At 53.9% G+C, this 26155-nt stretch carries 20 protein-coding genes and 5 pseudogenes; 6 read left to right on the forward strand and 19 right to left on the reverse strand.

Annotated elements, in window-relative coordinates:
- Together FEE96_RS21590 and FEE96_RS21595 are read left to right on the forward strand one after the other, a co-directional pair.
- Nucleotides 1-84, forward strand: a pseudogene (locus FEE96_RS21590) (IS481 family transposase); the annotation flags it as partial.
- 39 nt (nucleotides 85-123) lie between these two features.
- Nucleotides 124-612: pseudogene (locus tag FEE96_RS21595) on the forward strand (Gfo/Idh/MocA family oxidoreductase); the annotation flags it as partial.
- 83 nt (nucleotides 613-695) lie between these two features.
- On the opposite strand, the gene FEE96_RS23605 reads toward FEE96_RS21595, so the two are convergent.
- The 3 genes and pseudogenes from FEE96_RS23605 to FEE96_RS23895 all read right to left on the reverse strand — a co-directional run.
- On the reverse strand, nucleotides 696-860 hold the full coding sequence (locus FEE96_RS23605) for a hypothetical protein (protein ID WP_171021783.1): 165 nt from the start codon (nucleotides 858-860) through the stop codon (nucleotides 696-698).
- Nucleotides 861-1223: 363 nt separating this feature from the next.
- Nucleotides 1224-1496 (reverse strand): hypothetical protein, encoded by a 273-nt coding sequence (locus tag FEE96_RS21605; protein WP_138165214.1) that lies wholly within the window; start codon nucleotides 1494-1496, stop codon nucleotides 1224-1226.
- A 491-nt stretch (nucleotides 1497-1987) separates the two neighbouring features.
- A pseudogene (locus FEE96_RS23895) lies at nucleotides 1988-2203 on the reverse strand (transposase); the annotation flags it as partial.
- Nucleotides 2204-2336: 133 nt separating this feature from the next.
- On the opposite strand from FEE96_RS23895, the pseudogene FEE96_RS21615 reads away from it, so the two are divergent.
- A pseudogene (locus tag FEE96_RS21615) lies at nucleotides 2337-3267 on the forward strand (IS110 family RNA-guided transposase); the annotation flags it as partial.
- Nucleotides 3268-3407: 140 nt separating this feature from the next.
- Here FEE96_RS21615 and FEE96_RS24155 read toward each other — a convergent pair.
- Nucleotides 3408-3590 (reverse strand): annotated as a pseudogene (locus FEE96_RS24155) (IS30 family transposase); the annotation flags it as partial.
- Between the two features lie 256 nt (nucleotides 3591-3846).
- Entirely contained in the window at nucleotides 3847-5712 is a 1866-nt protein-coding gene (htpG, locus tag FEE96_RS21625; protein ID WP_138165215.1) for a molecular chaperone HtpG, read from the reverse strand.
- Nucleotides 5713-5976: 264 nt separating this feature from the next.
- On the opposite strand from htpG, the gene FEE96_RS21630 reads away from it, so the two are divergent.
- The 3 genes from FEE96_RS21630 to FEE96_RS21640 all read left to right on the forward strand — a co-directional run bounded on the left by FEE96_RS21630 (nucleotide 5977) and on the right by FEE96_RS21640 (nucleotide 9699).
- Nucleotides 5977-6441 carry a (2Fe-2S)-binding protein gene (locus FEE96_RS21630; RefSeq protein WP_138165216.1) on the forward strand — a complete coding sequence of 155 codons (465 nt, stop codon included), beginning with the start codon at nucleotides 5977-5979 and terminating at the stop codon, nucleotides 6439-6441.
- A 2-nt stretch (nucleotides 6442-6443) separates the two neighbouring features.
- A complete protein-coding gene (locus FEE96_RS21635) occupies nucleotides 6444-8672 on the forward strand; it encodes a xanthine dehydrogenase family protein molybdopterin-binding subunit (RefSeq protein ID WP_138165217.1) in 2229 nt (742 codons plus the stop codon).
- 106 nt (nucleotides 8673-8778) lie between these two features.
- Complete coding sequence (locus tag FEE96_RS21640; RefSeq protein ID WP_138165218.1) at nucleotides 8779-9699, forward strand: helix-turn-helix transcriptional regulator; 921 nt, start codon at nucleotides 8779-8781, stop codon at nucleotides 9697-9699.
- 207 nt (nucleotides 9700-9906) lie between these two features.
- Here the strand turns inward: FEE96_RS21640 and FEE96_RS21645 are convergent, their stop codons facing one another.
- The 14 genes from FEE96_RS21645 to FEE96_RS21710 form a co-directional block, all read right to left on the reverse strand.
- The gene (locus tag FEE96_RS21645; protein ID WP_138165219.1) at nucleotides 9907-11691 is read right to left on the reverse strand and encodes an ABC transporter ATP-binding protein; all 1785 of its coding nucleotides are present in this window, start codon (nucleotides 11689-11691) and stop codon (nucleotides 9907-9909) included.
- Entirely contained in the window at nucleotides 11688-12632 is a 945-nt protein-coding gene (locus tag FEE96_RS21650) for an acetamidase/formamidase family protein (RefSeq protein WP_138165220.1), read from the reverse strand. Before FEE96_RS21650 ends, FEE96_RS21645 begins: the two co-directional genes overlap by 4 nt.
- Entirely contained in the window at nucleotides 12622-14253 is a 1632-nt protein-coding gene (locus FEE96_RS21655; RefSeq protein WP_138165221.1) for an ABC transporter substrate-binding protein, read from the reverse strand. The genes FEE96_RS21650 and FEE96_RS21655 overlap by 11 nt, the downstream gene beginning before the upstream one ends.
- Before the next feature lie 32 nt (nucleotides 14254-14285).
- Nucleotides 14286-15206, reverse strand: coding sequence for an ABC transporter permease (locus tag FEE96_RS21660; RefSeq protein ID WP_138165222.1), 921 nt, complete (start codon nucleotides 15204-15206; stop codon nucleotides 14286-14288).
- Nucleotides 15206-16111 (reverse strand): ABC transporter permease, encoded by a 906-nt coding sequence (locus tag FEE96_RS21665; RefSeq protein WP_138165223.1) that lies wholly within the window; start codon nucleotides 16109-16111, stop codon nucleotides 15206-15208. Before FEE96_RS21665 ends, FEE96_RS21660 begins: the two co-directional genes overlap by 1 nt.
- Nucleotides 16089-16697 carry an ANTAR domain-containing response regulator gene (locus FEE96_RS21670; protein ID WP_138165224.1) on the reverse strand — a complete coding sequence of 203 codons (609 nt, stop codon included), beginning with the start codon at nucleotides 16695-16697 and terminating at the stop codon, nucleotides 16089-16091. The genes FEE96_RS21665 and FEE96_RS21670 overlap by 23 nt, the downstream gene beginning before the upstream one ends.
- Nucleotides 16694-17797, reverse strand: a complete 1104-nt coding sequence (locus FEE96_RS21675; RefSeq protein ID WP_138165225.1) for a transporter substrate-binding protein — start codon at nucleotides 17795-17797, stop codon at nucleotides 16694-16696. The genes FEE96_RS21670 and FEE96_RS21675 overlap by 4 nt, the downstream gene beginning before the upstream one ends.
- Before the next feature lie 343 nt (nucleotides 17798-18140).
- Entirely contained in the window at nucleotides 18141-20018 is a 1878-nt protein-coding gene (locus tag FEE96_RS21680; RefSeq protein WP_138165226.1) for a beta-N-acetylhexosaminidase, read from the reverse strand.
- A 34-nt stretch (nucleotides 20019-20052) separates the two neighbouring features.
- Nucleotides 20053-20508 (reverse strand): GNAT family N-acetyltransferase, encoded by a 456-nt coding sequence (locus tag FEE96_RS21685; RefSeq protein ID WP_138165227.1) that lies wholly within the window; start codon nucleotides 20506-20508, stop codon nucleotides 20053-20055.
- Nucleotides 20509-20524: 16 nt separating this feature from the next.
- On the reverse strand, nucleotides 20525-21439 hold the full coding sequence (locus FEE96_RS21690; protein ID WP_138165228.1) for an ABC transporter ATP-binding protein: 915 nt from the start codon (nucleotides 21437-21439) through the stop codon (nucleotides 20525-20527).
- Nucleotides 21429-22253 (reverse strand): ABC transporter ATP-binding protein, encoded by an 825-nt coding sequence (locus FEE96_RS21695; RefSeq protein ID WP_138165229.1) that lies wholly within the window; start codon nucleotides 22251-22253, stop codon nucleotides 21429-21431. Before FEE96_RS21695 ends, FEE96_RS21690 begins: the two co-directional genes overlap by 11 nt.
- Nucleotides 22250-23158 (reverse strand): ABC transporter permease, encoded by a 909-nt coding sequence (locus tag FEE96_RS21700; RefSeq protein ID WP_138165230.1) that lies wholly within the window; start codon nucleotides 23156-23158, stop codon nucleotides 22250-22252. The genes FEE96_RS21695 and FEE96_RS21700 overlap by 4 nt, the downstream gene beginning before the upstream one ends.
- Nucleotides 23158-24135: an ABC transporter permease gene (locus tag FEE96_RS21705; RefSeq protein WP_138165231.1), complete on the reverse strand. Its 978-nt coding sequence runs from the start codon at nucleotides 24133-24135 to the stop codon at nucleotides 23158-23160. The genes FEE96_RS21700 and FEE96_RS21705 overlap by 1 nt, the downstream gene beginning before the upstream one ends.
- A gap of 81 nt (nucleotides 24136-24216) precedes the next feature.
- Nucleotides 24217-25872 (reverse strand): ABC transporter substrate-binding protein, encoded by a 1656-nt coding sequence (locus FEE96_RS21710; protein WP_138165232.1) that lies wholly within the window; start codon nucleotides 25870-25872, stop codon nucleotides 24217-24219.
- Between the last annotated feature and the right edge of the window lie 283 nt (nucleotides 25873-26155).

Raw genomic sequence — 26155 nt, forward strand, 5'->3', positions numbered from 1 at the left:
TGGGAGAGCTTTTACAACTTCCACCGACCTCACGGCGCACACGACGGAAAGACGCCTTACGAAGTCCTCAGGGAAAAGCTATAGTCAACAAACGGGATGTACCACGGGTAACCGCACCTTACAGATGGCCAAACACCAGACATTCTGGACAATGGCTATGTCATAGTCGATTTCGCCAATGGATCACGGGCAATGCTGGAACTTTGCATGTTTGCCGAAGGCGCTCGCTACCAAGAGGAAGTCTCGGCAATTGGCCCCAAAGGTAAGATTGAAGCATTGGTCCCTGGTCCCGGTCGCTTTTGGCCCAGACATCTTGGCGCAGCCCCTACCCCAAAACTGATCATCAGCCCCAGGTCACCCAAAGGTCCGGAACTGCGCGACATCCCAGTTGACGCAACACTTTTGGAGGCCGGCGACCACAATGGGTCGACCTTCTACCAACATCAAAGCTTTCTGGCACTTGTCCGCAAGGCAAAATCGGTACCAGATGTAACCCTTAGCGATGGTTGGAAAGCTGTAGCTATGGGCATGGCTGCACAGGAGTCGGCCCGCAGCGGCCAGGCCGTGACCCTGAATTCAGGCGGATCGTTCCCCCTCTTTCCTGATCCTTAACACTGATACAAAACACGTAACGGTAGGGCTGGCGGTCTTTGAGGCCAGCAGCCTTCCCGTTCAGGAAAACCTAAAAGGTTTCATTATTGCCCAAGCGCCTGATCAGAAAATCCATAAAACAACGCACCTTCGGCGTCAGCCCGTTGGACCGAGGATAAACCAACCACAAGGTAGATCCCGGTCCGTGTGAACCGCCACGACATAATCCCTTCATCACCGTAGTATCCGCTTTCAAAGAAATAGCTCATACCAGTCCAGAGTAATGTCGCGCACCTGATCCGCCGATACATCTGCTGGGAAGCTGAGTAGCATATGGCTGGTGAAGCCAAGCTTAGAGCTGCCTTGTCAGGTCCCCGACCACTGATCTAGGATCTTGGCCTTCTGATCCTCAGACGGTGTGGCTTCCCCACCCAGAGAGTTGGCCTGGCTTGAGAAGGTGAACCCTGCCTTGTCATTCACATAGTCGAGCTGATTGCCGAGCGAGCGGCGGGTTTTACCCCCCCTGCCCTGATGCGCTTGAACACCGCCGCACGGGATCCCTGAGAGGCTTTGGCGATGTTGCGCACAAATGGGCGCCCTGACGCTTTGTAGCAACTGACCTTCCTTGCCAATCAGCCAGACCAAGCGATTGAAGTCGTCCAATTGGTTTGGAAACAACTCAAAAAAACCAAGGCCATCCGCACCAACGCCCGAAACGCCTGGCTGGATCCGGTGATCCCAACACCACGCGCACTGGCAAGAAACGCCTCGATCTCCCCAACCGGTACGCGGAAGGACACAGGCTTGGACACCCGCGCCCTGCCCCGTGTGTCGCCCTTCTCATCCGCCAGCACTCGATAGATCTGGCGAATGGTCACTTGATAGGCCTTGGAGAGAGCGTTCACGTCCTCGCCCAATGCATAGCGCCGCGCCAGTTTCTAGCGCTGTTCAACTGTCAGCCTTGATCTCTTCATGCGCCGCAGGACCCCACTGACATAATGTGCATACATTGGGCATATCATGACAACGTCACTCTTCTCTCTCGCTTCGCTAACTGGCCAACCGGCATCGCACAACCGCGATATTTTGTAGTGCGCATTTTTATGTTTTGACATGTATTGAAAATCATCCAACGCAATAACACGCTGACAAAGCGCACCAAAACAGTGGGACAGCCTAACACCCGCCGGGCTAACAGGATGACCGACTGACATTTGCTCAAACAACAAATCGTCTGCGTGCGGTTTAACAGGCTCCCACTCTGACAAAACAAAAGACTGCCCGGCCGACAATACGACGTGCTGACAAAATGACAGCAGGCCGGAAAACAAAAACCAACCTGGCATTTGTGAGTGATACGTGAAGTGCGACTCTTGTTGAGCTTAGGGTAGGGGTCTCAGTGCATGTTCTCCAACACTTTTTCCCGGAAGACTTCAGTTGGGGTCTTCCAGCCGAGACATTTTCGGGGCGAGTTGTAGTGAGGGTCGCAGATCATTTTCATGTCGCGATCAGTCAGCAATCTGATGTCTCGCTTTCGTGGCAACCATCGCCTAGCTCGGCGGTTTGTGTTCTCAACCGTGCCTTTCTACCAGGGTAAAGATGGATCACAAAACGTGGGGCAATTGCGGGAAGCTTCGCTCCGAGCCATGTTTGCTTGGAAAAAAGCATCCATTGTTATGATTGAGGACAGAACCCACGAAAGGGTTGGGGCTAACCATTGATGGAGATTAACTAAGGGTCAGCAGATAGGAATTGATGTTTCTTTGAAAGATACAGCGATTGCGATCCGGTAGGGTGGCAGATGGATTTGGCGGGGGAAATGCCCGTCTGGCCCCAAAACGCGCGCGCGAACAATTCGCAAGCTTGCCCAGGATTCATAGCGCATCGTATTCGAAACCGGACCACTCGCTAAGTGGTTTTTCCATGATTTGACGGCAGAATGCTTACGCCCAATCTGCATCGAAGCGCGCCATGCACAGGAAATACTGAGCGAGACGCTCAACAAGACGGATGCCAAAGATGCAGATTTTTTAGCTCAGCTTGCAGAAACCGGCTTTTACAAGACTGTGCGGATCAAGTCGTTCGAAGCCATGCTGATCCGTACGTTGGTTGGAACCCGTACCCAACTCCTGACCATCACCACCCAGCTCACAAATCAGATCCGGGGTGTTCTGAAGACCTTCGGCCTCATCGTACCTAAAGGTATAGGCTGCGTATTTGTCTTTAATGTCTTTGAGTTGCTGGAGGGGCAAACCCAGCTCGCACAAATTATCTTACCGCTACTTGATGTCTGTCGCGTGAGCGCGGCAGAGTTCGGACTCAAAACTGCTGATGGCGATACCGAGTATAGGGGCCATCATGGCGATTTCTTATGTCGTGGCGATTGAAGCACCGCAAAACTTCCGTGACCCACGATCCGTCGGTGCCTTGTTCGGCCTCACGGCCCGCTGCTATTAATCCGGAGAGGTGGACGTTGGTGGCCGTATTTCTCTTAGGGAAGACACCCATCTGCGCGGTCTGCTCTACGAGGCGGCGACAGCAATATTAACGAAAACCAGCGCCAAAACTGAAAGTCAGCTCAAGATCTGGGGCCTGCAACTACATAAGCGGCTCGGCTTCAAACGCGCGGCCGTAGCTGTTGCTCGCAAGCTTGCAGTGTTCATGCACACAATGCTCCCGACATACGCAAACAATTCCTCCGTGGAGAAACCAACACAGCGCCCCACCTTCGGATCGCGATACTACCATCGCGCGCGTTGGCGCGGCCCATGTTTTGTGCCCTTCAGAGCTTGACTGGTGCCTTGCGATTAGGACAACCACGTCTGTGTCCCGATTTCGACCTGTAGGAGCGGCCAATTAACGAACTCGGTGCCACGGTCAACAGTCATGGATTGGCATGCGATGAGTGGGAGGACTTTGATCGCCGTCATGATCTTGCCCATCACGGATTTCATCCGCTTGCTCGGATTCTTTAGGATCACGGCAAAGCGGCTGACACGCCCTTTCGCAAAGAGACAACCAAGAGCCCTAGCGAGAGGATCATCAAGACATCAAGCCGGCGACCCTCAGGCAATACTCCTCAGAAAAGAAAATCCGAATTGTCTTGGCAACCATGAATGCTGACCGAAGCTGGGAAGCTTCGATCATGGGTAGTCATGCAGCACTTTGCTATCGTGACATCACATTCAGCCAGTCATCCCGGCCACCAGGCAGGAAATAGCCAGCAGGTTTCATTTCGTTCACGCCAACGAGAATCTAAAGAGCGCTATCCATGACTGCGCTTAGGCGGCGAACGAATTCCGCCGGATCAGCAGGCGCCTCGCCATCGGAAATCCGAGCCTGATCCAACAACAAGTGGGCCGCATCTTGTAGCAATGCGTCTGACGCAGCTGCGTCACCTTTTGCACGCTCGGCCAGCTTTTTCACAACCCTGTGGTCGGGGTTTAGTTCCAGAACCCGTGGCATGCCATCCGTCAGCTGACCATGTTGCTTTAGCAGCCGCTCCAGATTGACGTCCATGTCTCCATCGTCTGCGATCAAGCACACCGGGCTATCGGTTAGCCGCTTGGACGGACGTACATCTTTGACCAAATCACCAAGTTCCAGCTTTACTGCTGCAATGAGATTGTCCAGCTCTGGGCTCTCTGCATCATCCTTGTCGTCGGCTGCATCTGAATCACCCCCGATTTTATCCAGATCAGTTGCTCCGCGAGTAACTGACTTGAACGTCTTGCCTTCAAATTCAGTGATGTGTTGAAGCCAGAACTCATCGACATGATCCGCCAGCAGCAGCACTTCGAGGCCCTTGGCCTTGAAGCCTTCCAGATGCGGTGACTGCGAAATCTTTTTCGCATCATCACCCGCCATGTAGTAAATCGCGTCCTGGCCCTCTTTGCAGCGACCAACGTAGTCCGCAAGGCTGGTCAGATCACCGTTTAGAGTTGACGAGAAACGACAAATCTCGAGCAGCCGGTCCCGCAAAGTCGGATCTTCGATCAAGCCTTCTTTTACGACTGCGCCAAAATTCCCCCAGAAACTGGCATATTCTTCTGGGGCCTTGTTGGCTTTTTTCTTGAGTGCCCCGATTACCTTCTTGCTCAGGGCTGACTTAATTTTCGCAAGCGTCGGGTCCGATTGAAGCATCTCGCGGGATACATTCAGCGAGAGGTCCTGTGAATCAACAACCCCGCGAAGGAACCTCAGATAAGCAGGCACAAGGTCCTTGGTGTTTTCCGAGATAAACACCCGGTTCACATAGAGCTTCACATGGCTTTTACGTTCTGCATCGTACAGGTCCATCGGGGCCGTTGTGGGCACATACAACAGGCTCGTATGGCTGACCGCGCCTTCGACATGGCTATGCAAGGTTAGCCATGGCTTATCAAAGGCATGCGAAGTGTGATGATAGAATTCTGTGTGCTGTTCTTCGGTCACATCCTTTGGTGCACGGGTCCAAATGGCAGAGGCCGAATTTAGGGCCTCACCCCCCAACATCACCGGGAAACTGATGTGATCAGAATAGGTTTTGATAATGTGGCGAACCCGGACCTCTTCGAGGAACTCTTTCGCGTCCTTCTTCAGGTGTAACACCACAGTTGTGCCGCATGCGTCCCGCTCAGCGGGCTCAATCGTAAATTCGCCTTTGCCGTCCGATGACCACTGCCAGCTCGTGTCTTCGCCCGCTTTTCGCGTCAAAACATCGACCTTGTCGGCAACCATGAATGCGGAATAAAAACCAACCCCAAACTGGCCAATGAGCCCCATTTCGCCCTTTTCGCCATCCTTCAAGGCGTTGAGAAACGCCCCCGTCCCTGACTTTGCGATAGTTCCAAGCGTTTCAAGCAGATCATCGTGGTTCATCCCAATCCCGTTGTCCGAAACGGACAGGGTTTTGGCCTTCGCGTCGGTCTCAAGCGAAACTGAAAACTGATCAGAACCGTCAGTTAATGTGGCATCCGTAAGGGCCTGGTAGCGCAGCTTATCGCAGGCATCAGACGCGTTTGACACCAGTTCTCTCAGGAAAATTTCGCGGTTCGAGTAAAGAGATCCGGCGACAATGTCGAGTAATTGGCCTACCTCAGTTTGAAAGGAAAATGTCTCTTTAACGCCGGTATCAGTCACAGATGCAGCCCCTGGGTTTCTTGCGGAATGTGGTCGAATTCCTGCGCAATTTAGGGAAGAGATACGGGTGTTTCAACCTCAGGATTTCGACATCCGTCAGCAGCCACCGGCGCCGACAAACTAAAGATCACAAAAATCAAAATCCGAAATCTGGAAGGGGATATCTGACGATTTACGCTGTAACGCCCTCTTTGCTTTTGGCGTGATTATCATATCGGCACCTCGGTGTTGCCTTTAACACAACTCCCAAAAGGGGAACCACTCATGGAAATAGTTATCAATGGCAATGTGATTGCGGTGCCCGACGATTTGCAAAATGTGACATTGCTCGATTTCCTTCGTGATTTTGTCATGCTGACAGGCACCAAGTTTGGATGTGGAATTGGGCTGTGTGGCGCTTGCACCGTGCATCTTGATGGTGTCGCAGCGCGATCCTGCCAAACCTACGTTTCGGATGTTATCGACGTAGAGGTCACAACGATCGAAGGTCTGGACCAAACCAGCCCTGGCGAAGGTTTGCATCCGGTTCAGCAGGCCTGGATCGCAGAAGGTGTGCCCCAATGTGGCTATTGCCAGGCGGGACAGATCATGACTGCATCAGCCCTGCTACACCGCAATCCAGCCCCGACAGCAGCAGAGATCCGTGAAGAAATGAACGGCAACCTTTGCCGCTGTGGCACCTATGATCGCATTCGGCGTGCCATTACCCGCGTTGCGCAGGAGGTTTGATCATGGAGACCACGACAAAAATGAAATCCATCAGCCGTCGTCGTTTCTTGAAAAAGACCGGCTGGATGGCCGCTGGGATAACGGTAGCCAGTTTTGTCGCTTTTCCCGTGGTGCGTGACAAGATACCGGCCTTGCCGACCTTTGATGCCCCCAGCGACAAGGACGGCCTGACATGGATTCAAATATTGGCAGAGGGGCGAGTCCGTTTTTATTGCCCCCGAATGGAAATGGGGCAAGGCGCTGCTTTGGGGCTAACACAGGTCGTGGCCGAAGAGCTGAATATTGAGCAGACTGACATTGAGTGCATATTACCCGACACGAACCAGACACCGCCGTTTCAGATGACTGTTGGCAGCCAGAGCATTGCTAATTTCTTTGATCCTGTATCATGGGCTGCGGCTCAACTGCGTGAGGTCTTACGGGCCGGGGCTGCTGAGAAAACTGGCCTGAGTACGGATCAAATTATGGACGGGCGTTCGGGTTTTAAGTTACCAGGCGGTACGACGATTGGGTACGCGGCCTTGGTGCCCGCAACGGACGTTATCATTACGGACAACCGGCTGATAGAAAATGATAACTTGAAGCGCTATGCTCTCCGGCCAACCACAAAACACCAAACGATCGGGCAAAACTGGCTGCACCACGATCTGACCGCAATTGTCACAGGTCGGATGGCCTACGCTCGGGACATATCCCTGCCTGATATGGCATTTGGTGCGGTTGTACTGCCGCCCAGTTTTGGCGCGCGGTTTGTGGCGGCTAACAGCACCGGAGCCATGGAACTACCAGGCGTCCTTGGAGTGGAGTTCGACGAGGCTGCTGGCTTTGTCGGGGTGGTCGCCAACACACCGTTTATTCTTCCCAAGGCTTTGGATGTCTTAAATGTCGAATGGCAGATCGAGTCCGATTTTGGACAGGAACAGATTGACGCCCTTCTTGATGTAGAGAGGCTCCGGGCGGAAGACGATTTCACCCATACGTTGGATCAATCCGGCGACTTTGAGATCGGACAACAATCTGCACGCCATCGTTCTTCCGGACGCTATGATACGCCGTTTGCCGCCCATGCGGCAATCGAACCGCGCTCCGGCCTAGTCTGGGTAAGAGCGGACAAAGTTGAAGTTTGGTGTGGGACCCAAGATCCGTTTTTTGTGCAGAAAAGAATGGCGAAGATCCTCAACCGTGAGGCAGAGGACGTCGTGGTACACACCCATCGTATTGGCGGCGGTTTTGGTGGACGGGTGATGTGTCAGGCCTCCGAAGCCGCGGCGCGCTTGTCTGCAAAGTTCAACCTGCCGGTCCGGGTTCAATGGGATCGCGCGGCCGAGTTTCAGAACAATTACTTTCAGCCCGGATTTTCCCACTTCATTGATGCAGGCGTCAGTAAGGACGGCTTCATAACACATTGGGACCATGATGCTGTATCGTCTTCCATTCTTACCGGCTTGGCGCCCGGTTTGATCGGCAAGGCCATCGATCTGGCAACCCCTGATCAAGGTACAACGCGCGGGATCCGCCCCCCATATGAGATGACAAACAAGCGCATACGCCACTCAGCCATTCGCACTCCGGTTCCTATCAATGCTTGGCGTGGTCTTGGCTCCGCTCCAAATGCCTTTGCAATCGAGTCGATGATGGATGAACTGGCCTTCAAGTCTGGTATCGATCCATTACAGTTTCGGTTGAAAAACCTACCTGCAAACAGGGTCCGCCTAGCCGAGGTGCTGCGCAAGGTCGGCGATATGTCGAACTGGGGGCAAGCTACATTAGAAGACACCGGGCGTGGATTGGCCTGTGCGGTCTATAAAGATGAAACCGCCGTCGCGGTTGTCGCGGACCTAACGATCGACCATGCTGCTGAAACTATTAAAGTAACCAAGGTGTGCTGCGCACAAGATTGTGGATTGGTGCTCAATCCTCATCAGGTCGAAAGCCAGATAATGGGAAACATCACTTGGGGCTGCAGCATGACGTTGAACGAACAGATTACATTTGCACAAGGCCGGGTCGAGCAAGACAACTTCCATTTATACGAACCGCTTCGTCATGGATCCTCCCCTGAGGTCAATGTGGCGTTACTCGCCCCTCCGGGTACGCCTCCTGCTCCGGTTGGTGAATCTGCGCTTCCCCCGGTGCCTGCGGCTATTGCAAACGCTGTGTTTGCAGCAACCGGGCATCGCTGCCGCCGCCTACCGATAAGATACGAGGATATTTTTGCGGAGACAGGCTAGGCCTATCTGTTTAGATCATGATGGCACAAGGATACCAAATAGCTGTGGAGAATTTTCGATCCGTGAATTTGCCAAAGCAAGCCTGATTGAGCTGATTGCTGTCTACATGCAAAAACACAATCCGGGGCTGCTTTCTGTATCCACAGATGGCATCGACGCATTGCGCCAAGCACAGGCCCCTGCGGGTGCCAAACGGGACATGCTCCAGATGGTTGCGCGTGAATGTGGCCCCGAGGCGCTGCTTTCTATTGGGCAAGAGATTAATCAGGTCACCTATGACCCGGTTTGGCGCAGCGCGCTTCGCTCTGAAACTCCAGCTGTCTTGTTTGACAAATGGCGCCGGTTCGAGGTGTTTGCCCACTCGAGCAATCGGGTGGAAATAGATCTCATCACTGAGAGACACGCACGTTTCAGGCGACGTGCAACAGGTGGACCCGCCCCAACACCGCCAGAAAATTTACTGATTTGCGGGCTGATTATTGGCCTGCTGGAAGGCAGTGGCTGCCGCGGTCTCTGGTGTGATATGGCCTCGCAATTGGGCGAACCAGTCCGCATTCGCCAACAATGCGGTTTCTGTTTACCCCATGATCCGACGAAGCTTTTGACCAACAACTGGACTATCGGATGGCAGACACATTCTATCCCCAAAGCCATTGATCCGCAGGGGAACAGCCCGCCGCAAGTGGACTTACCTCCCGTCGAAGATGCCTCTTTGGCGGCACTTCTAAAAACAATTACGGATCTGATGATGCTTGATGTTGCGCGGCAGTGGAAAACCAACGAACTCGCTAGCGCGTTAGGCCTGTCAACCCGGACATTGCAACGCAGATTGACCCAGGCAGGGCTCAGTTTTTCTCAAATGGTGCGTTTGGTGCGCATTTCTGAGGCTTGCCGCCTGCTGAAATCCGAAGATATTTCCCTTACTTCGATTGGGTTTTGTGCTGGGTTTTCCGATAGCTCACATTTTAGCCGTGACTTTCGAGCCAGCGTCGGGCTTACGCCCAGTGAATTCCGGGCCTTTCAATAAGCCCGTCAGACCCCGAATAAATGAACACCTGACGGTATTCAGCAGCGCGGCGCAGGATCGCGGAACTTAAGTGTGTTTTGGGTTAGTAGTTGGTTTATTTCAAACAAAGCCACCGACTTGCCCCACACTAGAAATGACGTGCTCACAGGCACGGAGCAATAGCCAGATAGGTCAAACTATCCTTGTACAGATAGGGAAATAGGGCCGCTAATCTTGCATGGCCACCAGATGGCCTTCTCCTATATCCACCAATTTCGCCAACTTAGGAGCATCCTCAAGCCGTCGCATCGGGCTGGGAATGTCACCCGCCAGCCGTAGCCCCGCAGGACGCTCATAGGTTGGGTCTGGAACTGGAACCGCCGCAATCAAGCGCCGTGTATAGGCGTGCTGCGGATTGCCAAACACCTGAGCGCGGCAGCCCATTTCGACGATCTGCCCAAGATACATCACCGCAACGCGGTCCGAAATATTTTCAACCACGGCCATATCATGCGAAATGAATAAATAGGCGACACCCATCTCCTCGGTAAGTTCCCGCATTAGTTCAAGCACCTTCGCTTGAACTGACACATCTAATGCGGACACGCTTTCATCCGCGATGATCAGTTTTGGCTGCAGCGCCAATGCGCGTGCAATACAGATACGTTGTCTTTGCCCGCCCGAAAATTCATGTGGATAGCGCTCCATTTGCGCAGCAGACAAGCCAACACGATCAAAGAGCATTGCGACACGTTCAGATCGCTCAGCGACGGTGCCGATCTTATGTATCACCAGTGGTTCGGCAACCAGATCTCCGACCCGCATCCGCGGATCAAGCGAGGCCATCGGATCCTGGAAAATCATCTGAACGTCGCGCCGGATGGCTTTGGCTTCGGCCCGCGTGAGACTATGGATTTCCGATCCAGAGATGCGGACCTGGCCTGTATAGGGCACCAGCCCCGCCAAGGCCTTGGCAATAGTTGATTTGCCACAGCCGCTTTCGCCGACCAGTGCAAATGTTTCGCCCGCATGGATATCAAAGTTAACGTTTTCAACAGCATGTACCCGGTGGGTGACTCGGCCAAAAATGCCGCCACGAACGTCAAACCGTACTTTCAGATTGCGAATTTCCGCAATAGACGCACCGGCTTTCCCGCCCTCTTGGGCACCTGAACCATCGCCCATACGTGGCACTGAGGCCAGCAGTGCTTTTGTATAGTCCTCTTTCGGCGCTTGAAATAGTTGCTTCACGTTGCCTTCTTCAACCATTTGACCCGATTGCATCACAATCACCCGATCCGCCATTTCAGCGACTACCCCCATATCATGGGTGATCAGGATCATGGCAGTTCCGAGGTCACGCTGAAGATCGCGCAACAGTTCTAGCACCTCGCGTTGCACCGTCACATCAAGCGCCGTCGTCGGTTCGTCCGCGATAAGAACATCCGGGCGCAACGCCAGAGCCATTGCAATCATCACCCGCTGACGCATACCGCCGGAAAGTTCATGTGGAAATTGGCTCATGCGTTTTTCTGGCTGTGACATACGCACGGCTGTCAGCGCCTCAAGCGACCGCGTATGCGCCTCTCTGCGTCCAATCGGATCATGCGCCATGATCGCCTCAGAAAGCTGCGCACCAATCGTCATCACCGGGTTGAGCGAGGTCATCGGCTCCTGAAAAATCATTGCTATACGATTGCCCCGAATGTCGCGCATTCTGGTTTCAGGCAAGGTGAGCAAATCAGTCTCATTCAGGCAGATTTGCCCTTCGGTCACCCGCACGACAGGCGGTGGCAACAGCCCCATTATTGCAAGCGAAGTGATCGACTTTCCCGATCCGCTCTCTCCAGCAATAGCCAGCGTTTCTCCTGGATTAAGGGAGAAACTGATATTTCTGATCAAAGATTTCAGGCCGGCCTCAGTGTTTACCGAAACCGTTAAGTTCGAGACCTGCAACACAGGGGCTGCATCCGGGGCATACGCCCCGGATGGTTTTTCGGCTGCTCCAATCATTCAAATACACACCTTGGAAAATAAAAGGAAACCAAACAGTTAGGCATGTCAACAATCTCGGAAATCCGCAGATCGCCACAGGTAGAGATCAGCATATAGGCATCTTCTGCGGCTAGGCCGCGTGTGGCCGACAAAAAATCAATCATCCCAGAGACAGCGTCGCGCGACGCCGTCATCAGGTCAGGCCCGATGCCGGTGGTCACCTCATACCCCTTGGAATCAAGGTGTCGTGTGACCGGTCCTGGCGTCGTGAAACGTGGAGATTTCAGATTGGCATTTTTTACCAGATCAATCGTCATCACCGTGTCCATTGGCGACTCAATCGCCGTACCACAGACTTCTCCATCACCCTGTGCCGCATGGGTATCCCCCACCGAAAACAGCGCGCCCGCCACTTCAACTGGCAAATAAAGCGTGGTGCCCGCCGACAAATCGCGAATATCCATATTGCCACCAACACGGCGCGGCGGCACGATGGAATGCAATCCGTCTTCGCCCAATGCATTGCCGATCGTCCCAGCAAAAGGCTTCAACGGTACGCGACCCTCTTTACCAAACAGCGCCGGTTCCAGGGTGTCCGGATCATATTTCCAGATCGTCAGCGCCGGATCGGGGAACTGATCTGCCAACAGGCCAAATCCGGGAATATTGGCAGTCCAGCCAAAGCCCGAAGGCTTAAAGCTTTCAATTGTGATTTTCAGCGCGTCACCGGGCATTGCTCCTTCGACATAGATTGGTCCGTTCACCGGATTGATCTTGTCAAAATTGAGCGTGCCCACATCGGCAACGGTGCTGTCAGCCGTCAGCTGCCCGGCGGATGAATCTACACAGTGGAATTCAATTGTGGTGCCGGGAGTGACCGTCTCGACCGGGACAATTGAATTGTCCCAGCCGAAATGGTGCTGATGGTTATGGATGGTATAAGAGCAATTATTGCACATCGTTTACATACACATAGTCATAGTTAACGGGAATCGACACCGGATCGACATAGAGCGCATCCGCGCCACCCATGCGTTCCGATTTCATTGTGTAACGCTGCTCGTTAAAGACCGGCACCCAAGGCGCATCTTCCATTACAGCCATATAAACATCGCTCCACATTTGCAGCCGCTCATCGGCTTTGGCCGGATCGGTCACCGAGTCTGCTTTGGTTGCCATCGCGTCGAGTTCTTCATTGCAATACCACGACCAGTTCCAGCCGCCCTGCACCGCACCCGAACAGCCCAGAATTGGCCCGTAAAAGTTTGATGCATCCGGGAAATCGGCAATCCATGCCATGCCGCCGGACCAGATCATAGGCGCCTGATCAGCTTCACCACCTGCTGCAATCACACTGGCCTGGGCCAGAGATTTGATCGAAACACTGACACCGATTCCAGACAAGTCCTGCTGGATCGCCTGCGCAATACGAGGGTTAGGGTCGGTATTCATCACATAGAGTTCGGTCTCAAACCCGTCGGCAAACCCGGCTTCGGCCAACAGTGACTTTGCCGCATCTGCGTCAAAAGCGTAGCCAGCATAGTTGTCAGTGTATCCCGGCATCGAAGGTGGCAGGGGTTGCGTAGCAGACACCGCGCGACCATTGATCACTTGAATAATTCGATCTTTGTTGATGGCCATGTTCACGGCTTGACGCACTTTGACATTATCAAACGGCGCCATTTGCGTATTCAAGGTGATGTAACCGGTGTGCAATTGTCCGCCCTCAACAACCCGTGCGGCCTGAGCAGGGTCGTCCATAACCTCACGGAATTTGGCTGGCGGAATGCCATCGCCAGGAATATCAACTTCACCGTTTTGCAAACGCAACAGTGCAACAATCGGCTCTTGCCCGACCTCAAAGGTTATGCTGTCCAGGTAAGGTAGACCTGCGCGCCAGTAATCAGCATTTTTCTCAAACACCAACCGCTGACCGATAGTCCACTCCCCCAAACTAAACGCGCCGGTGCCCACTGGGTGCTTGCCAAAATCCTCGCCCGCTGCAGCGACGGCTTCTTCTGGCACCACCGAAGCAAAGTTCAACGCCAAAACATGCAGGAATGTGGCGTCGGGCCGAGACAACTCAATGGTAACGCTCAGAGGCCCATCCGAGTGAACCCCTTCGAGGCTGCTGGCGGACCCATCCGCCACGGCGTCATAGCCTTTAATCGAGCCAAAGAAGCCGGCGCCGGGGCTTTGGGTCGCCGGGTTGGTGACCCGGTTTAGTGAATAAACCACATCTTCAGCGGTCATTTCACGGCCGTTGTGGAATTTAACACCTGGCCGCAGGGTAAAGGTGAAGACCTGACCATCGTCGGAAATTGTGTAACTTTCAGCAAGACCAGGCACCAAATCGGTGGTCCCGGGAGCATAATCCATCAGGCCGTCAAAAATTGATTTGATCATCGACCAGTTCTGCCAGTCATAGCCGATTGCTGGGTCAAGCGTGGCAACATCATCTTTATATGTCACAATAATGCCGCCGCCCGCCGTGGCATTTGGATCCAGTGTGCTGGCTTCTGCCGCCAGCGGCAGTGCAAGGCTCAATGCCAGTGCGCTTGTGGCCAATAAGTGTTTCATTTATCTCTCCCTTTGGTTGATTTTTTTGGTTTTCAACGAATTTTTATGCGCGGATCGACCATCAAGCTGATGACGTCCGCAACGAGATTTCCAATGACAATGGCGGTGGCTGATACCAGCGTGACACCCATGATAATGGGGATGTCCACCCGCTGAATTGCCTGCCAGGCAAGCTGACCGATGCCGGGCCAGCCAAACACACTCTCGACCACCACGATGCCACCCATGAAAATGCCGACATCAATGCCAATCATCGCAATTACGGGCAGAATGGCGTTGGGCAGCGCATGGCGCAGGATGATCCGCCGCCGTGTCAGTCCTTTAGCGCGCGCTGTGCGCACAAAGTCCTGCCGCAGCACATCGACCATCGAGGAACGCATCATCCGGCTGTACCAGCCCGAGCCAAGTATCCCCATGGTCAGGGCCGGCAATACCAGATGTGAGAATGTGCCGTAGCCACCAATTGGGAACCAGTGCAGCTGCACTGCAAAAACATAAAGCAGCAACAGGCCAACCACGAATTGCGGTGCCGAAACCCCAACAAAGGACACAATCATCAATACCTGATCAGTGCGGCTTCCGCGTCGCAAAGCCGCAACCACACCCATCGACAAACCAATCAGCAGCTCTGCGAAAATGGCACCTGCCATCAATAACAGGCTTGCAGGAAGGCGTGACATGATTAGCGTGCTGACTTCGGTGCGCTGCAGATAAGATCGGCCCAGATCACCCTGAAGCAAGTTGCCAAGATAGCGCCAGTATTGCACCACCAGCGGCTGATCCAGGCCCAGCTGTTCGCGGATGTTCTGCACTGTCTGCGCCGTGGCCGAACGTCCGGCAATCTGACGCACCGGGTCGGCTGGCAGCCAATAGAGCAGCACAAATGTGATCATGGAGACCCCGAGCAGGATCAGCAGCGATTGCAGCAGACGGCGGATTAGAAAACTGAACATCAGTTGCGTCCCCGCTGGGTTGGATCGAGCACATCGCGCAGCGCGTCACCAACAAGATTGAATGCAAGCGCCAACACCACGATTGCAAGACTTGGAAAGAACACGAGCCAAGGCGCAGCCTGGAAATAGGTCTGATTTTCAAAGATAATATTGCCCCAGCTGGCGACAGGTGGCTGCACACCAACCCCCAGGAAACTCAGCGTTGCCTCCAGCAGAACTGTGGTGGAAATACCCAGCGTGCCCCAAACAATTATGGTTGGCACCAGATGCGGCAGGATGTGCTTGAACAGGATGCGCATATGCCCAGCCCCCAGCGTCCGCTCGGCGGCAATAAATTCGCGCTCCGCCAGCGAAGACGTCTCGGAGTATAAAACCCGAGCGGTCTGCACCCAGTTCACCGTGGCAATCACCATTGCTACAATCCAAAGCGATGGCTGGAAAATCGCTGCCAGACAAATTGCCAGCAACAATGCAGGAAACGCCATCATCAGGTCTGTCATCCGCATCAACATCCCGCCAACCCAGCCACGGAAATATCCAGCGGTCACTCCGATCAGCGTGCCGATGATCAGCGCCATGCCGTTAGCTGCGACGCCGATGATCAGCGAGGTGCGCGCGCCATAAAGGATGCGGGTCAGAAGATCACGTCCCAGCAGATCGGTGCCCAACAGAAACGTACTGCTGGGTGGCATCGGTGCTCCTTCGATGGTCAAGCCATCAAACATTTGCTCATATGGCGAATAGGGTGTCAGCCAGGGGGCAAAGACCGCGCCGAGAACCGTCAGCAGGATCAGTGCAAATCCGAAAACCGCGAGCCTGCGTTGAAGAAGCCGGGCGAGTGCACTTTGTCGTTTAGGGCTGGCGGTATCGGAATTGGCTAGATCAGGAGTTGTCACGATAGACATTAGATCCCCTTTCGCTGGCAAGCCGCGCCACAACGCGCTGTGCTGCCTGTTCTATGGTTTCACGTCGGGACATCGCCAGCTGGCGCAGATGGCCATAGGCATCGGCGTCGCATTTGCCGCTGGCTGCAAGCAGTGTTACCGCCTGCACTACGGTCTGGCGTTCTGACAGCCGCGTTCGCAAATCTGATATTTCGGCCTGCAGCCTCTGGCGCGCCTCAAAAGATTGCCGAGCGATCAACAAAGCACTGTAAACACCACTGTCACCGACGGGCTTCAGCAGTTGCGCATCTGACCCTTGGGCAATTGCCCATTCAATCCGCCCAGGTGCCTCGGACCCGATCAGCGCGATCAGCGGCATAGGCGCATTGCAAGCCGCCCAGGGGAATTGCTCGTCATACCCCATGTCCACGTCAAAAAATACAAAATCTGCACCCAGAGCTTCGGGGCCGAGTTCAGGCCAAGAGGCAGAAACATTCAGGCCGATAGCCGTCAACTGCCGGATGATGGCCTGGACCAGCGTATGTGGACGATGCAGGATCACCGCATGTGCAGCGCACAAATCTGGGATATGCAGCGGCGGTCTCATTTGATAACCGACAGCTTTGGCTGCACATCCTGCGGATGGCGGTCAGGATGAGTCATATAGGGATCGGCAGGAATACCTTCCCAGCTTTGCAAAACCTGAAAGACCCCGTCCTGAATCTGTGCGATCAGCACAGGCAGAGTGGTATGATGTGTTTCCGGATCAATCAGCGTCTGAGCAGCATTCGGATGATGCAGCAGATCCGCCAGCGTTTCATTTTCTGCCCCTGGCTTGCCGTTCAACAACGTGGCCAGCGTGCGCACAGCACTGTAAGAAGACGCCTCAAACGATGAGGCAAAATCATGTCTTGTGCCAAGCGGCCAACTTTCCCAACCAACAAAATAGGGACCCACCGAAATCAAGCCTTCAGCGGCACTGCCGATACTATCAATCTCACATTCGGTCAGATTGCAGGATAAAACCGGGCAGGTCTTGGATGTGAAATAAGGATCTTCCTGCCCCATCGCCGCATAGGCGCGCAAAAAGGCATAGGAAGATTCGCCAATCAGTGAGTTAAGGACAAAACTGGGCCGAGTGGCTTTGATTTCAGCTATCATCCGATCGATGTCAGTATCGCCGATGGGCAGATAACGCTCGCCAAGAACTTCGCCCCCGTTGTCAGTGATCACAGCGCGGGCCGCCCGGTTCATCTCCCATCCCCAGATGTAATTCGAACCGGTCAGATAGCAGCGTCGCCCAAACCGCGGGAACGCCCAGTTCAGCAATGGCAACAGGTGTTGGTTGGGGCAGGCGTGCGTATAGACCACATGGTCAGATGCTTCGAAGCCTTCGTAGGGCAGTGTATACCAGAGCGTCCCACCAGCGCGCTCCAGCCCTGGAATAACTTCCTTGCGGCTCCAGGATATGACGCATCCAACTATGTGACGCGCGGACGTTTCGCGCAGGATCTCAGTGCACAGCGGTTCATAAAGGTCGATGTTGCATTTTGGATCCCGTTCTACCGGGATCAGTTCAATATCAAATTCGGAATCGACATTGATATCCTCAATCGCTTGCAGTGCACCCCGGCGACAGGCCTGCGCCAACGGAGCATAGCTGCCTTCCTTTGAGTACAGTAGCCCGATTTCAATTGGACGTTTCATTTCACCCCCCTGAAACGAAAAAAGCCCTGCATCAGGTCTCCGCCGGGGGCGGATAGATGCAGGGCTCGAATGCCGACCGGCGACTTAGCCGATATTTTCATTCAGAATAGAAAGGGACAACAAAATGTCAACTCCCTAGAACTATAACGCCCAGCCAGGCATTTTTGCGGCGATATCTGAACCGCGTTTTTCGTGAAGGGTGGCAAAACACTGTTCGGATCTTCGAGCTATTTTTCTATTTTCTTTCAAAACCCTGCACCCAAAAAGAGCAATAATGCCGGACTCCATAAACTGGCCATGAGATCTAAGTAAACGCTCCCGGTCAGTCCCCGCGCCCTTCACATCAAAGCCGGGGCATTAGCCTCGCGATAGTTTCAAACCGGACAAAATCTTTACCTTCCGCATCCGTCCAACCGGCCTCGGCAATTGCACTGAGACGTGGAAACACCATATGGTTGACTCGTTCCATGGTGGTCAGATGTTCGGACCAGACACAGCCCTGAACGCCCTTCAGATGCTTGGCCAATGCAGCTGAGTCATTTTGGGCTTCGAATGAATAGGTTTGCGTAACCGGCGTAACTCCGGCCCAGCTCGCGCCCGGCTCACACCAATCAGATGATTGTGCCATATCCAGATAATAAGCCTGTCCGGGTGTTGAAATCACGTCATACCCAGCCTCCGCCAGCTCAGCGGTTTTTTCTACGGTTGTCCATGCAAACAACAGGCAATTTTCCACCTTCACCCCACCGCCATGGGCCATTTCTTCCCAACCACCAATCGACTTACCGCGCGATGCAAGGAATTGTTGCAAATGGCGCAGGAAATGGGCCTGCAATTCAAAAGTTCCCTTTAGCTTGGTTTCTTTCATCATAGCTTCGGCTTTGGGCGATTTCATCCAGGCATCATCCGCTACCTCGTCACCGCCGACGTGAACCACATCAAATGGAAACAGGTCGCAAACCTCGCCCAGCACTTTTTCCGAGAACGTATAGGATAGTTCTATCGCCGGGTTTAAAGCGTTGTTCCCAAAGCCTTGAACCGAATGATAACTCTCTAATTCTTCTTCTGTATCCAGCAATTCCGGATAGGCCCCAACAACGCATGCGCAATGTCCGGGCAAATCAATTTCAGGCATCACTTCGATACCCAATTCTCCCGCCTGATCAATGACGCGGCGTGCATCGTCCTGAGTATAAAACCCTCTCTGACCTTCGGCATCTGCACCAAGCTGAGGCAGGATCGACTCCATCATGCCAGTAGCTGATGCCTGCTCAGTCAGTTTTGGATAGGCCTTGATCTCTAACCGCCAGCCTTCGTCATCTGTTAGATGCCAATGGAACCGGTTCATCTTATGCCAGGCCATGATGTCGACGTAACGAAGAACCTTACCCAGCTTGTAGAACTGCCGCGACACATCAAGATGTGCACCGCGCCAACCATGACGTGGCGCATCGCTGATCTCACCTTCACGGGGCATTGCATAAGTCTTGGGGTCCAGTTGCGCATAGGTCATCATTTGCGCCAAACTAACCAAAGCATAAAATAGCCCCTGCCCTGCCCCATGTGAAATTTCTATCGCGCCCCCTGCAAACCTGATCGCATAGCTATCATCCGGTAGCTCGCTCGACTTGGCACTGACCTCTATTGTGCCCTGAGGCGCGGCCAGCACAAATGGAACCGGTACCAGTGGGTGCAACCGGCGGGTCAATGCGCTGACCTTGGACGCTTCTCGTTGCAGGTTCAGATCGCCCCGAACCAATAGATGTGGCGGGGTCTGCGCATGGTAGTTTTCAACCGAAATATTCTGGGCTTGCGGCAAGACACCACAACGCAAATCGCTGGCCTCTGACGCCTCATTCCTTTGGGGAGCGGCGGCCTGCAAATCCGTTACAAATGTCTTGCCCGTTTCACCCGAAGACAGAAGGATCGCACCTGACTTCGGACCTTCATTAGAGTGCACAGCAGCGCGGGTCAGGCTGTGCTCCGTGACATGCCACTGCGCACCCGAGGCCAGCGCCATCGTCTCGTCTGCAGCGTATTCGTGATAATTGGCCTGACGCCGGACAAAACGGCCGCCTTCAGCCTTTGACGGCATCAAAGTGCGAGTAATTGACCCGTAATAGAGACTTGGCGCGACAACTGTATCGTCGCTGAGGTTGGTTACAACCATCTCCATCGCGCCGCTGTCCTGCCAAAGGGTGTCAAAATGAAACGCGTGCATGCGTGTATTCCTTATTGAATTTGAATGGCTGAAATCAGGCGATCGAACCGCCAAAAAAGCCCGGCTCTGAGTCCGGAATGATGATGGCGCCACAGACCGCTTTATAGAAATCTACAGGCCCGGCCTGTCCAATAATTCCATAGGCAAACCCAGCGTGGCGCAGCTGATGCAACGTATGCATCAACAAATGTTTGCCGATGCCGCGTCCCCGTTCCTTAGCGGCGACACCTGTCGGCCCAAAAAAACCCCGCGCTGTGACGTCGTAGCAAGCAAACCCCAGACAGCGGCCAGCTTCTTCGGCAATCAGCACCTTGGCAGGCTGGGCGGACAGGGCGACGGTGACTTCGCTGACCCATTTGTCGAAAAAGTGCTCGCCGACGAACCCCTCCACCGCATGGCTTTCATATGGGCGCGCGGGTCGAATGCTGACACCATCAGGTAACGGGGCCAAGTCTGGCAGATTATAGAGCGGCACGAGGAGATCGGGCATCGAGAATAGTCCTGATTTATTGCTGTGCGGTGAAATGGCCGGGGGCCTGTTCGATCATTCCGGTGACCAGATGCGCACTGGCCTCGCGCACGTCTTTGGCGTGACTGGAAAACCCACTGTCACCCGCCAACAGCCTTTGTCGCGGATCCGGTACTGCCGCGCGCAGCAACTGCGTGTAGCTATGCTTTGGCGCCCCAACGACGTCGCTGGTTGGACCTTGTTCGACCACCTGTCCCCGGAACATCACAGCAGTGTCCTCGGCCAGATATTCCGCTGTTGCAATGTCGTGGGTGATATACAGGATCGACAATCCACGTTCGGCCTTTAGCCGCTGCATCAATGCCAACACTGACTTACGGATCGATACGTCCAGCATCGAGGTCGGTTCATCCGCCACAATCAAACGGGCATTCACCGCCAGCGCACGGGCAAAATTCACCCGCTGACGTTGCCCCCCCGACAATTCGTGTGGGTATTTATCCGGTGTTGTTTTTGGGTCCAGCCCCACCTCATCAAGAATTCGGCACACATCGGCGTCACCGGAATGATCCGGCTGATGAAGACGAAGAGCGCGTTGCAAGTGATGTCGAATGGTATGGGCCGGATTGAGAGACGAAAACGGATCCTGAAACACCATTTGTACAGCTTGGCGGTACTTCATCTGTGACGCGCGGTCGGCTATGTCAGCAATATCCGAACCTTCAAACAAGATCCGACCACTTGTTGCTTCATAATGTTGCACGATCATACGCCCGACAGTGGATTTTCCTGATCCGCTTTCCCCAACCAGTGCCAGTGCTTTACCGGGTTTTAGGGACAGGTTTACATTTCGCAGCGCCTCGACCGTTTTGGCCGGGCCAAACACAGGTTTGATGTGAAACGTCTTGGTGATTTTCTCTAACCGCAGAATATCAACGTGATCATCTAACATTAGCCCCAGCCTCCTTTGGCTGTTCCAGAACTGGCATCGCAGACCAAAGCGCACGCGTGTAGTCCTGCTGGGGATTGGTCACAATTTGCTCGGTGGTGCCAATCTCAACGATTTCGCCACCCTTCATAATGCCAATGCGATCCGAAATTTGCGCCATCAGCGCCAGATCATGGGTGATGAATAAGACCGAGAAACCGAGTTCTTCGCGCAGTCGCAAAACCTCTTGCAATATTTCTCGCTGCACCACCACATCCAGTGCGGTTGTTGGCTCATCCATCACAATCAACTTGGGACGTAAGGTCAGCGCCAAGGCCAACGCCACCCGTTGACGCATCCCACCCGACAATTGATGCGGATAGGCGTGCATCCGTTCGGCGGGTATACCAACCATTTTTAACATCTCAGCAGTGCGAGCAATGATTTCATCCCGGCTAATCTTGCCATGGGCTTTCAGCATGTCGCTAAACTGACCCAAAATGCTCATCACCGGGTTCAGCGAGTTCATTGCGCTTTGAAACACCATCGATACCTCGGACCAACGCCAGGCTCGAAGCCTTTCCGCGTCAAATGTCAAAATGCTGCGTCCTTCAAACCGAATGTCACCACTGCGGATCAATGCAGGTGGTTTGTGAAGCCGCATCAGGGCGTAGGCGATGGTGGATTTCCCACAGCCAGACTCTCCTGCTAACCCTAGCACCTCGTTCTGGAGAATATCGAACGACACATCTTGCACCGCTGCAAAAGGATCGCCAGCTGTCAGATATTCAACCCTCAAATCTTTGACCTGCAACAGTGGGGTATTGTTCTGCTTCATTGCTTGGCCTCCTGCATCCGCTGACGGTTAAGCCGACGCTCCTGTTTCAGTGCCTTCGCGACCTGCCCCAGAGACCGCATCCTTGGATTGGCAATCTCATCCACGCCAAAGTTCATCAAAGACAGGCCAATACCGATGAATACGATCGCGCCGCATGGGGCCAGAATTTCCCACCATGCCCCCACAATGATCGCTGATGCATTTTGCGCGTTGTAAAGCATCGCGCCCCAACTCAGCGTCAGCGGGCTGCCAAGCCCCAGAAACTCCAGTGTCGCCTGGGTGATAATGGTGAAAATCACCGACCCGATAAAGTTGAAGCCGATAATCGACAACAGGTTGGGCAGCATCTCGACGAGGATCATCCGCCAGGCCGGTTCGCCAATCATTTCAGAGGCCTGAATATAGTCACGGGTTTTCAGTGATAGTGCCTGCGCCCGTGTCACCCGCGCCCCCCAGGCCCATGAGGTTACGCCAATAATCAGCGCAATTGCTAGCGGACTTACCTGCCCAAGGAACGCGGCCAGAACCAACAACAGAGGCAGTTGCGGTAAAACCAGCACCACATTGGTCATAAAGTTCAGCACATCATCCACTTTACCGCCAAAATAGGCCGCGGTGATCCCAATCGTGGTGCCAATTGCTGTGACAATGAAACCAGCCAATAGGCCAACCATTAGCGAATTGCGTGTGCCATAGATCAGCTGGCTGAACACATCCCGCCCCATGCGGGTGGTTCCTAACCAATGATCCGCCGAGGGTGCTTGATGCGGCCGCCCTACCCGACCCAATGGATCATACTGAGCAATGAGCGGGGCCGCGATGGCGATGACCACATAGATCAGTACAATAGACAGACCAATCGCAGCTTTGCGGTTACGCAGAAATGTTTTGAGCAAGTTTTTCATCACGCCCTCTTTAGTCGGGGGTCAAGGAAAACATAGGCAAGGTCGACAGCAAAATTCGCGATCAACATGGCCAGCGTCATGATCAGCAGCTGGCCCTGGATCAGCGGGAAATCGCGCCCAACGATGCCAAGATACAGCAGGTTTCCAACACCGGGATAGTTAAACACCACCTCGGTCACCAGCGAGCCGCCAAACAACGCGCCAAAGCTGAGCGCCAGGGAGGTTACAGAGGGAAGAAGCGCATTGCGGGCCGCATAGGTATAGCGAACCCGGGCGTCAGACAGGCCTTTGGCCTCTCCCATAGAGATATAGTCTTCACCCAACTGCCCGATCATATTGTTGCGCATGGTGACAAGGTAGCCGCCAACCAACACCATCGACAGAGTGAGCACCGGCAAGAAGCCATGATAGGCAACTGACGAGATGAACTCGACGCTCCAGGCCGGATCAAGCTTCGGGTCATAGGCATAAGACGTTGGAAAAATCTTATTGCTTACACCCAAAAAATACAGCCCACACAGCGCAACAACAACCGAAGGGATTGATTGTAATGCCAGTGCCGTTGGTGACGCGATAACATCAATCATGGTGCCACGACGCCAGGCCGCAAGAATACCCAGCAAAGTCCCAACCGAAAATGACACCAGCAAGGCAGCGCCGGTCAGGAACAAGGTCCAGGGCAGCGCCTGCATCAACATGTCGGTCACAGGCACAGGGAAGAATTTCACCGAAACACCAAAGTCCCAGGTGAAGATGCTTTTGAGATAGGAAAAATATTGTTCATGCAACGGCGCATCAACAAATCCAAAGGTCGCCATCAGCGCCTCGCGCGCCGCCGGCCCCATCGCTGCATTGGCGTTGGCCAGCATGATATCGGCCGGGTTGCCGGGCAACATTCGCGGGATAACAAAGTTGAAGGTCGCAGCGACCAGGAAGGCGACCAGATAAAAGGCCAGACGTTTCAGCAGGAATTGCATGGAATAGCACCGTGGGTTCGTCGTATTGCGTCGCTTGCAGACGCAGGACGGCCAAGTGACCGCCCTGCACCGTCTTCGGGATTATTCTACCGGACGTAGCGACAGCAGGTGCAGAACACGCGCCGGGTTGGTCTTGTGAACGGCAGGGCTTGCAACCGGGTTGTCGGCGTTAAAGAAGCCGGTGAACCGTTTGGTGTTGTACTGATACCAGATCGGATTGTTGAATACCGGCAGGATCGGCATCTCTTCCCCCAGGATCTGCTGCACTTCACCCATGATCATCTGCTGCTTTTCCGCGTCAACGGTCTGAGTGAATGCATCCAGTTTCTCGCTCAGTGCCTCGTTGTAATACCGCGCAGCACCAAACCGGGTTTTACCCTGGTTACGCTCGTGCAGCCCCCGTTCAAACTGATTGTACGGTGTGGCGCCAACCGAAATTGCGTTGATGGCAACGTCGTAATCCGCATTGATCAGCTTGTCGGTCCAAACCGCGGCTTCGGGTGTGGCAACATTGGCTTTGATCCCGGCTGCGTTCATGCCTTCAACAGCAATCTGCACCGAGTTCACCCAGTCAGTCCAACCGTTGGGAACAATGATGTCGATGCTGATTGGCTGCCCGCCGGGCGTTTCGATAAAGCCATCGCCATCAATGTCTTTGAAACCAGCATCAGCCAACTGCGCCTTGGCTGCATCCATATTGTACTGGGTGTATCCGCCAAACTTGTCCTCGGTCGCTTCGTCGTTCCAGGCGTGGAAGGACGCGCCCAAACCCGAAGGATACTGGTTGATGGTTGGATATCCATACCCTGCGATTTCAACCATCGCTTCGCGGTCAAAGGCCATCGAAACAGCCCGACGGAAGTTCACGTCATTGAACGCTTCCTTATTACCCGCGTCTTTGCTTTCCAGGTTCAGGTAAAACGCCACCAGCGAGCCACCGGGCAGCCAGTATTTGTGGTTCTCAGGATCCTTGGAAACATAGGTGTTTTCGATATCTGGCAGGAACGACCCCATCCAGTCCAGCTCACCATTTGCGGCGGCGGCCAGTGCTTGGTCGTTATTTGCGATCTGCGGCATACGCAGGCAATCGACTTTTAGACTGGCTGCATCCCAGTAGTTTTCATTCCGGCACTGGACATATTCCTGTGGCGTGAACCGCTCTACTGTAGTCAACGCACCAGTTCCCACTGGGTTGGGGTTGGTAAAGGTGACCGGATCGTCAACGCTTGACCAGATGTGCTCGGCCACGATTGGCACCCGCACAATCTGGAACATCGCCTGGTTTGACGCAGTGTTCAGGTGAAAGCGCACATTTTGGGCGTCGATCTTTTCAACACTGGCCAGCACTTTGGCCATGCCCTGATTATCAATTGCCGGGGTTTTCATCACCATCGCAAAAGTGGCCAAAACGTCGTCGGCGTCAAAGACTTCACCGTCCGACCATTCCACACCGTCACGCAGGGTCACGTCGATCGACTTTAGGTCGTCGGCATAGCTAAAATCGCTGGCCAGACGGAACACCGGCTTGCCGCCATCCATACGGTTAAAGATGAGCAGCGGCTCATACATAAAATGTTCAACCGTCGGCAACACGGTGGTTTGGTTGAACGGATTATAGTTTTCCACCCAAACGGTGACCTGCTCGGGCAGCGCGGTAACAACAGATTTCTCTGCCAATACGGGGGGTGCCATCAAACTGGCCGACGTCATCAACCCGGCAATTACGGTCTTTTTCATTGTTTCCTCCCAGTCGCGGCCGGTTTATCCGGCTTAAGCGAAAATAGCTGTCCCCAGCCCGAACAATACCGGATGAGAACTGGCTAACAGTCAAACTCCTCTGGTTGAACCTGGACACCAGAAATATCGTAAGTTTCGTCAAAACCAAAAGTAGCGACCAACTAAACATATATTTTTCAACGAGTTAAAGTGAAGCATGCTTTTTAGATTTTGACCGAGTTGCCACGTTGCCCCCTTGCCAGAAATGGGTCAAACCGACAGAATCCACCAAAGATACTGACAT

The organism is Parasedimentitalea maritima, assembly GCF_005771405.1.
GTDB classification, from domain to species: domain Bacteria; phylum Pseudomonadota; class Alphaproteobacteria; order Rhodobacterales; family Rhodobacteraceae; genus Parasedimentitalea; species Parasedimentitalea maritima.

Coding starts and splice junctions, on each gene's coding strand:
- FEE96_RS23605 (WP_171021783.1), bottom strand. CDS start 860: ATGAGCTATTTCTTTGAAAGCGGATACTACGGTGATGAAGGGATTATG.
- FEE96_RS21630 (WP_138165216.1), top strand. CDS start 5,977: ATGGAAATAGTTATCAATGGCAATGTGATTGCGGTGCCCGACGATTTG.
- FEE96_RS21635 (WP_138165217.1), top strand. CDS start 6,444: ATGGAGACCACGACAAAAATGAAATCCATCAGCCGTCGTCGTTTCTTG.
- FEE96_RS21640 (WP_138165218.1), top strand. CDS start 8,779: ATGCAAAAACACAATCCGGGGCTGCTTTCTGTATCCACAGATGGCATC.
- FEE96_RS21645 (WP_138165219.1), bottom strand. CDS start 11,691: ATGATTGGAGCAGCCGAAAAACCATCCGGGGCGTATGCCCCGGATGCA.
- FEE96_RS21650 (WP_138165220.1), bottom strand. CDS start 12,632: ATGTGCAATAATTGCTCTTATACCATCCATAACCATCAGCACCATTTC.
- FEE96_RS21655 (WP_138165221.1), bottom strand. CDS start 14,253: ATGAAACACTTATTGGCCACAAGCGCACTGGCATTGAGCCTTGCACTG.
- FEE96_RS21660 (WP_138165222.1), bottom strand. CDS start 15,206: ATGTTCAGTTTTCTAATCCGCCGTCTGCTGCAATCGCTGCTGATCCTG.
- FEE96_RS21665 (WP_138165223.1), bottom strand. CDS start 16,111: ATGTCTATCGTGACAACTCCTGATCTAGCCAATTCCGATACCGCCAGC.
- FEE96_RS21670 (WP_138165224.1), bottom strand. CDS start 16,697: ATGAGACCGCCGCTGCATATCCCAGATTTGTGCGCTGCACATGCGGTG.
- FEE96_RS21675 (WP_138165225.1), bottom strand. CDS start 17,797: ATGAAACGTCCAATTGAAATCGGGCTACTGTACTCAAAGGAAGGCAGC.
- FEE96_RS21680 (WP_138165226.1), bottom strand. CDS start 20,018: ATGCACGCGTTTCATTTTGACACCCTTTGGCAGGACAGCGGCGCGATG.
- FEE96_RS21685 (WP_138165227.1), bottom strand. CDS start 20,508: ATGCCCGATCTCCTCGTGCCGCTCTATAATCTGCCAGACTTGGCCCCG.
- FEE96_RS21690 (WP_138165228.1), bottom strand. CDS start 21,439: ATGTTAGATGATCACGTTGATATTCTGCGGTTAGAGAAAATCACCAAG.
- FEE96_RS21695 (WP_138165229.1), bottom strand. CDS start 22,253: ATGAAGCAGAACAATACCCCACTGTTGCAGGTCAAAGATTTGAGGGTT.
- FEE96_RS21700 (WP_138165230.1), bottom strand. CDS start 23,158: ATGAAAAACTTGCTCAAAACATTTCTGCGTAACCGCAAAGCTGCGATT.
- FEE96_RS21705 (WP_138165231.1), bottom strand. CDS start 24,135: ATGCAATTCCTGCTGAAACGTCTGGCCTTTTATCTGGTCGCCTTCCTG.
- FEE96_RS21710 (WP_138165232.1), bottom strand. CDS start 25,872: ATGAAAAAGACCGTAATTGCCGGGTTGATGACGTCGGCCAGTTTGATG.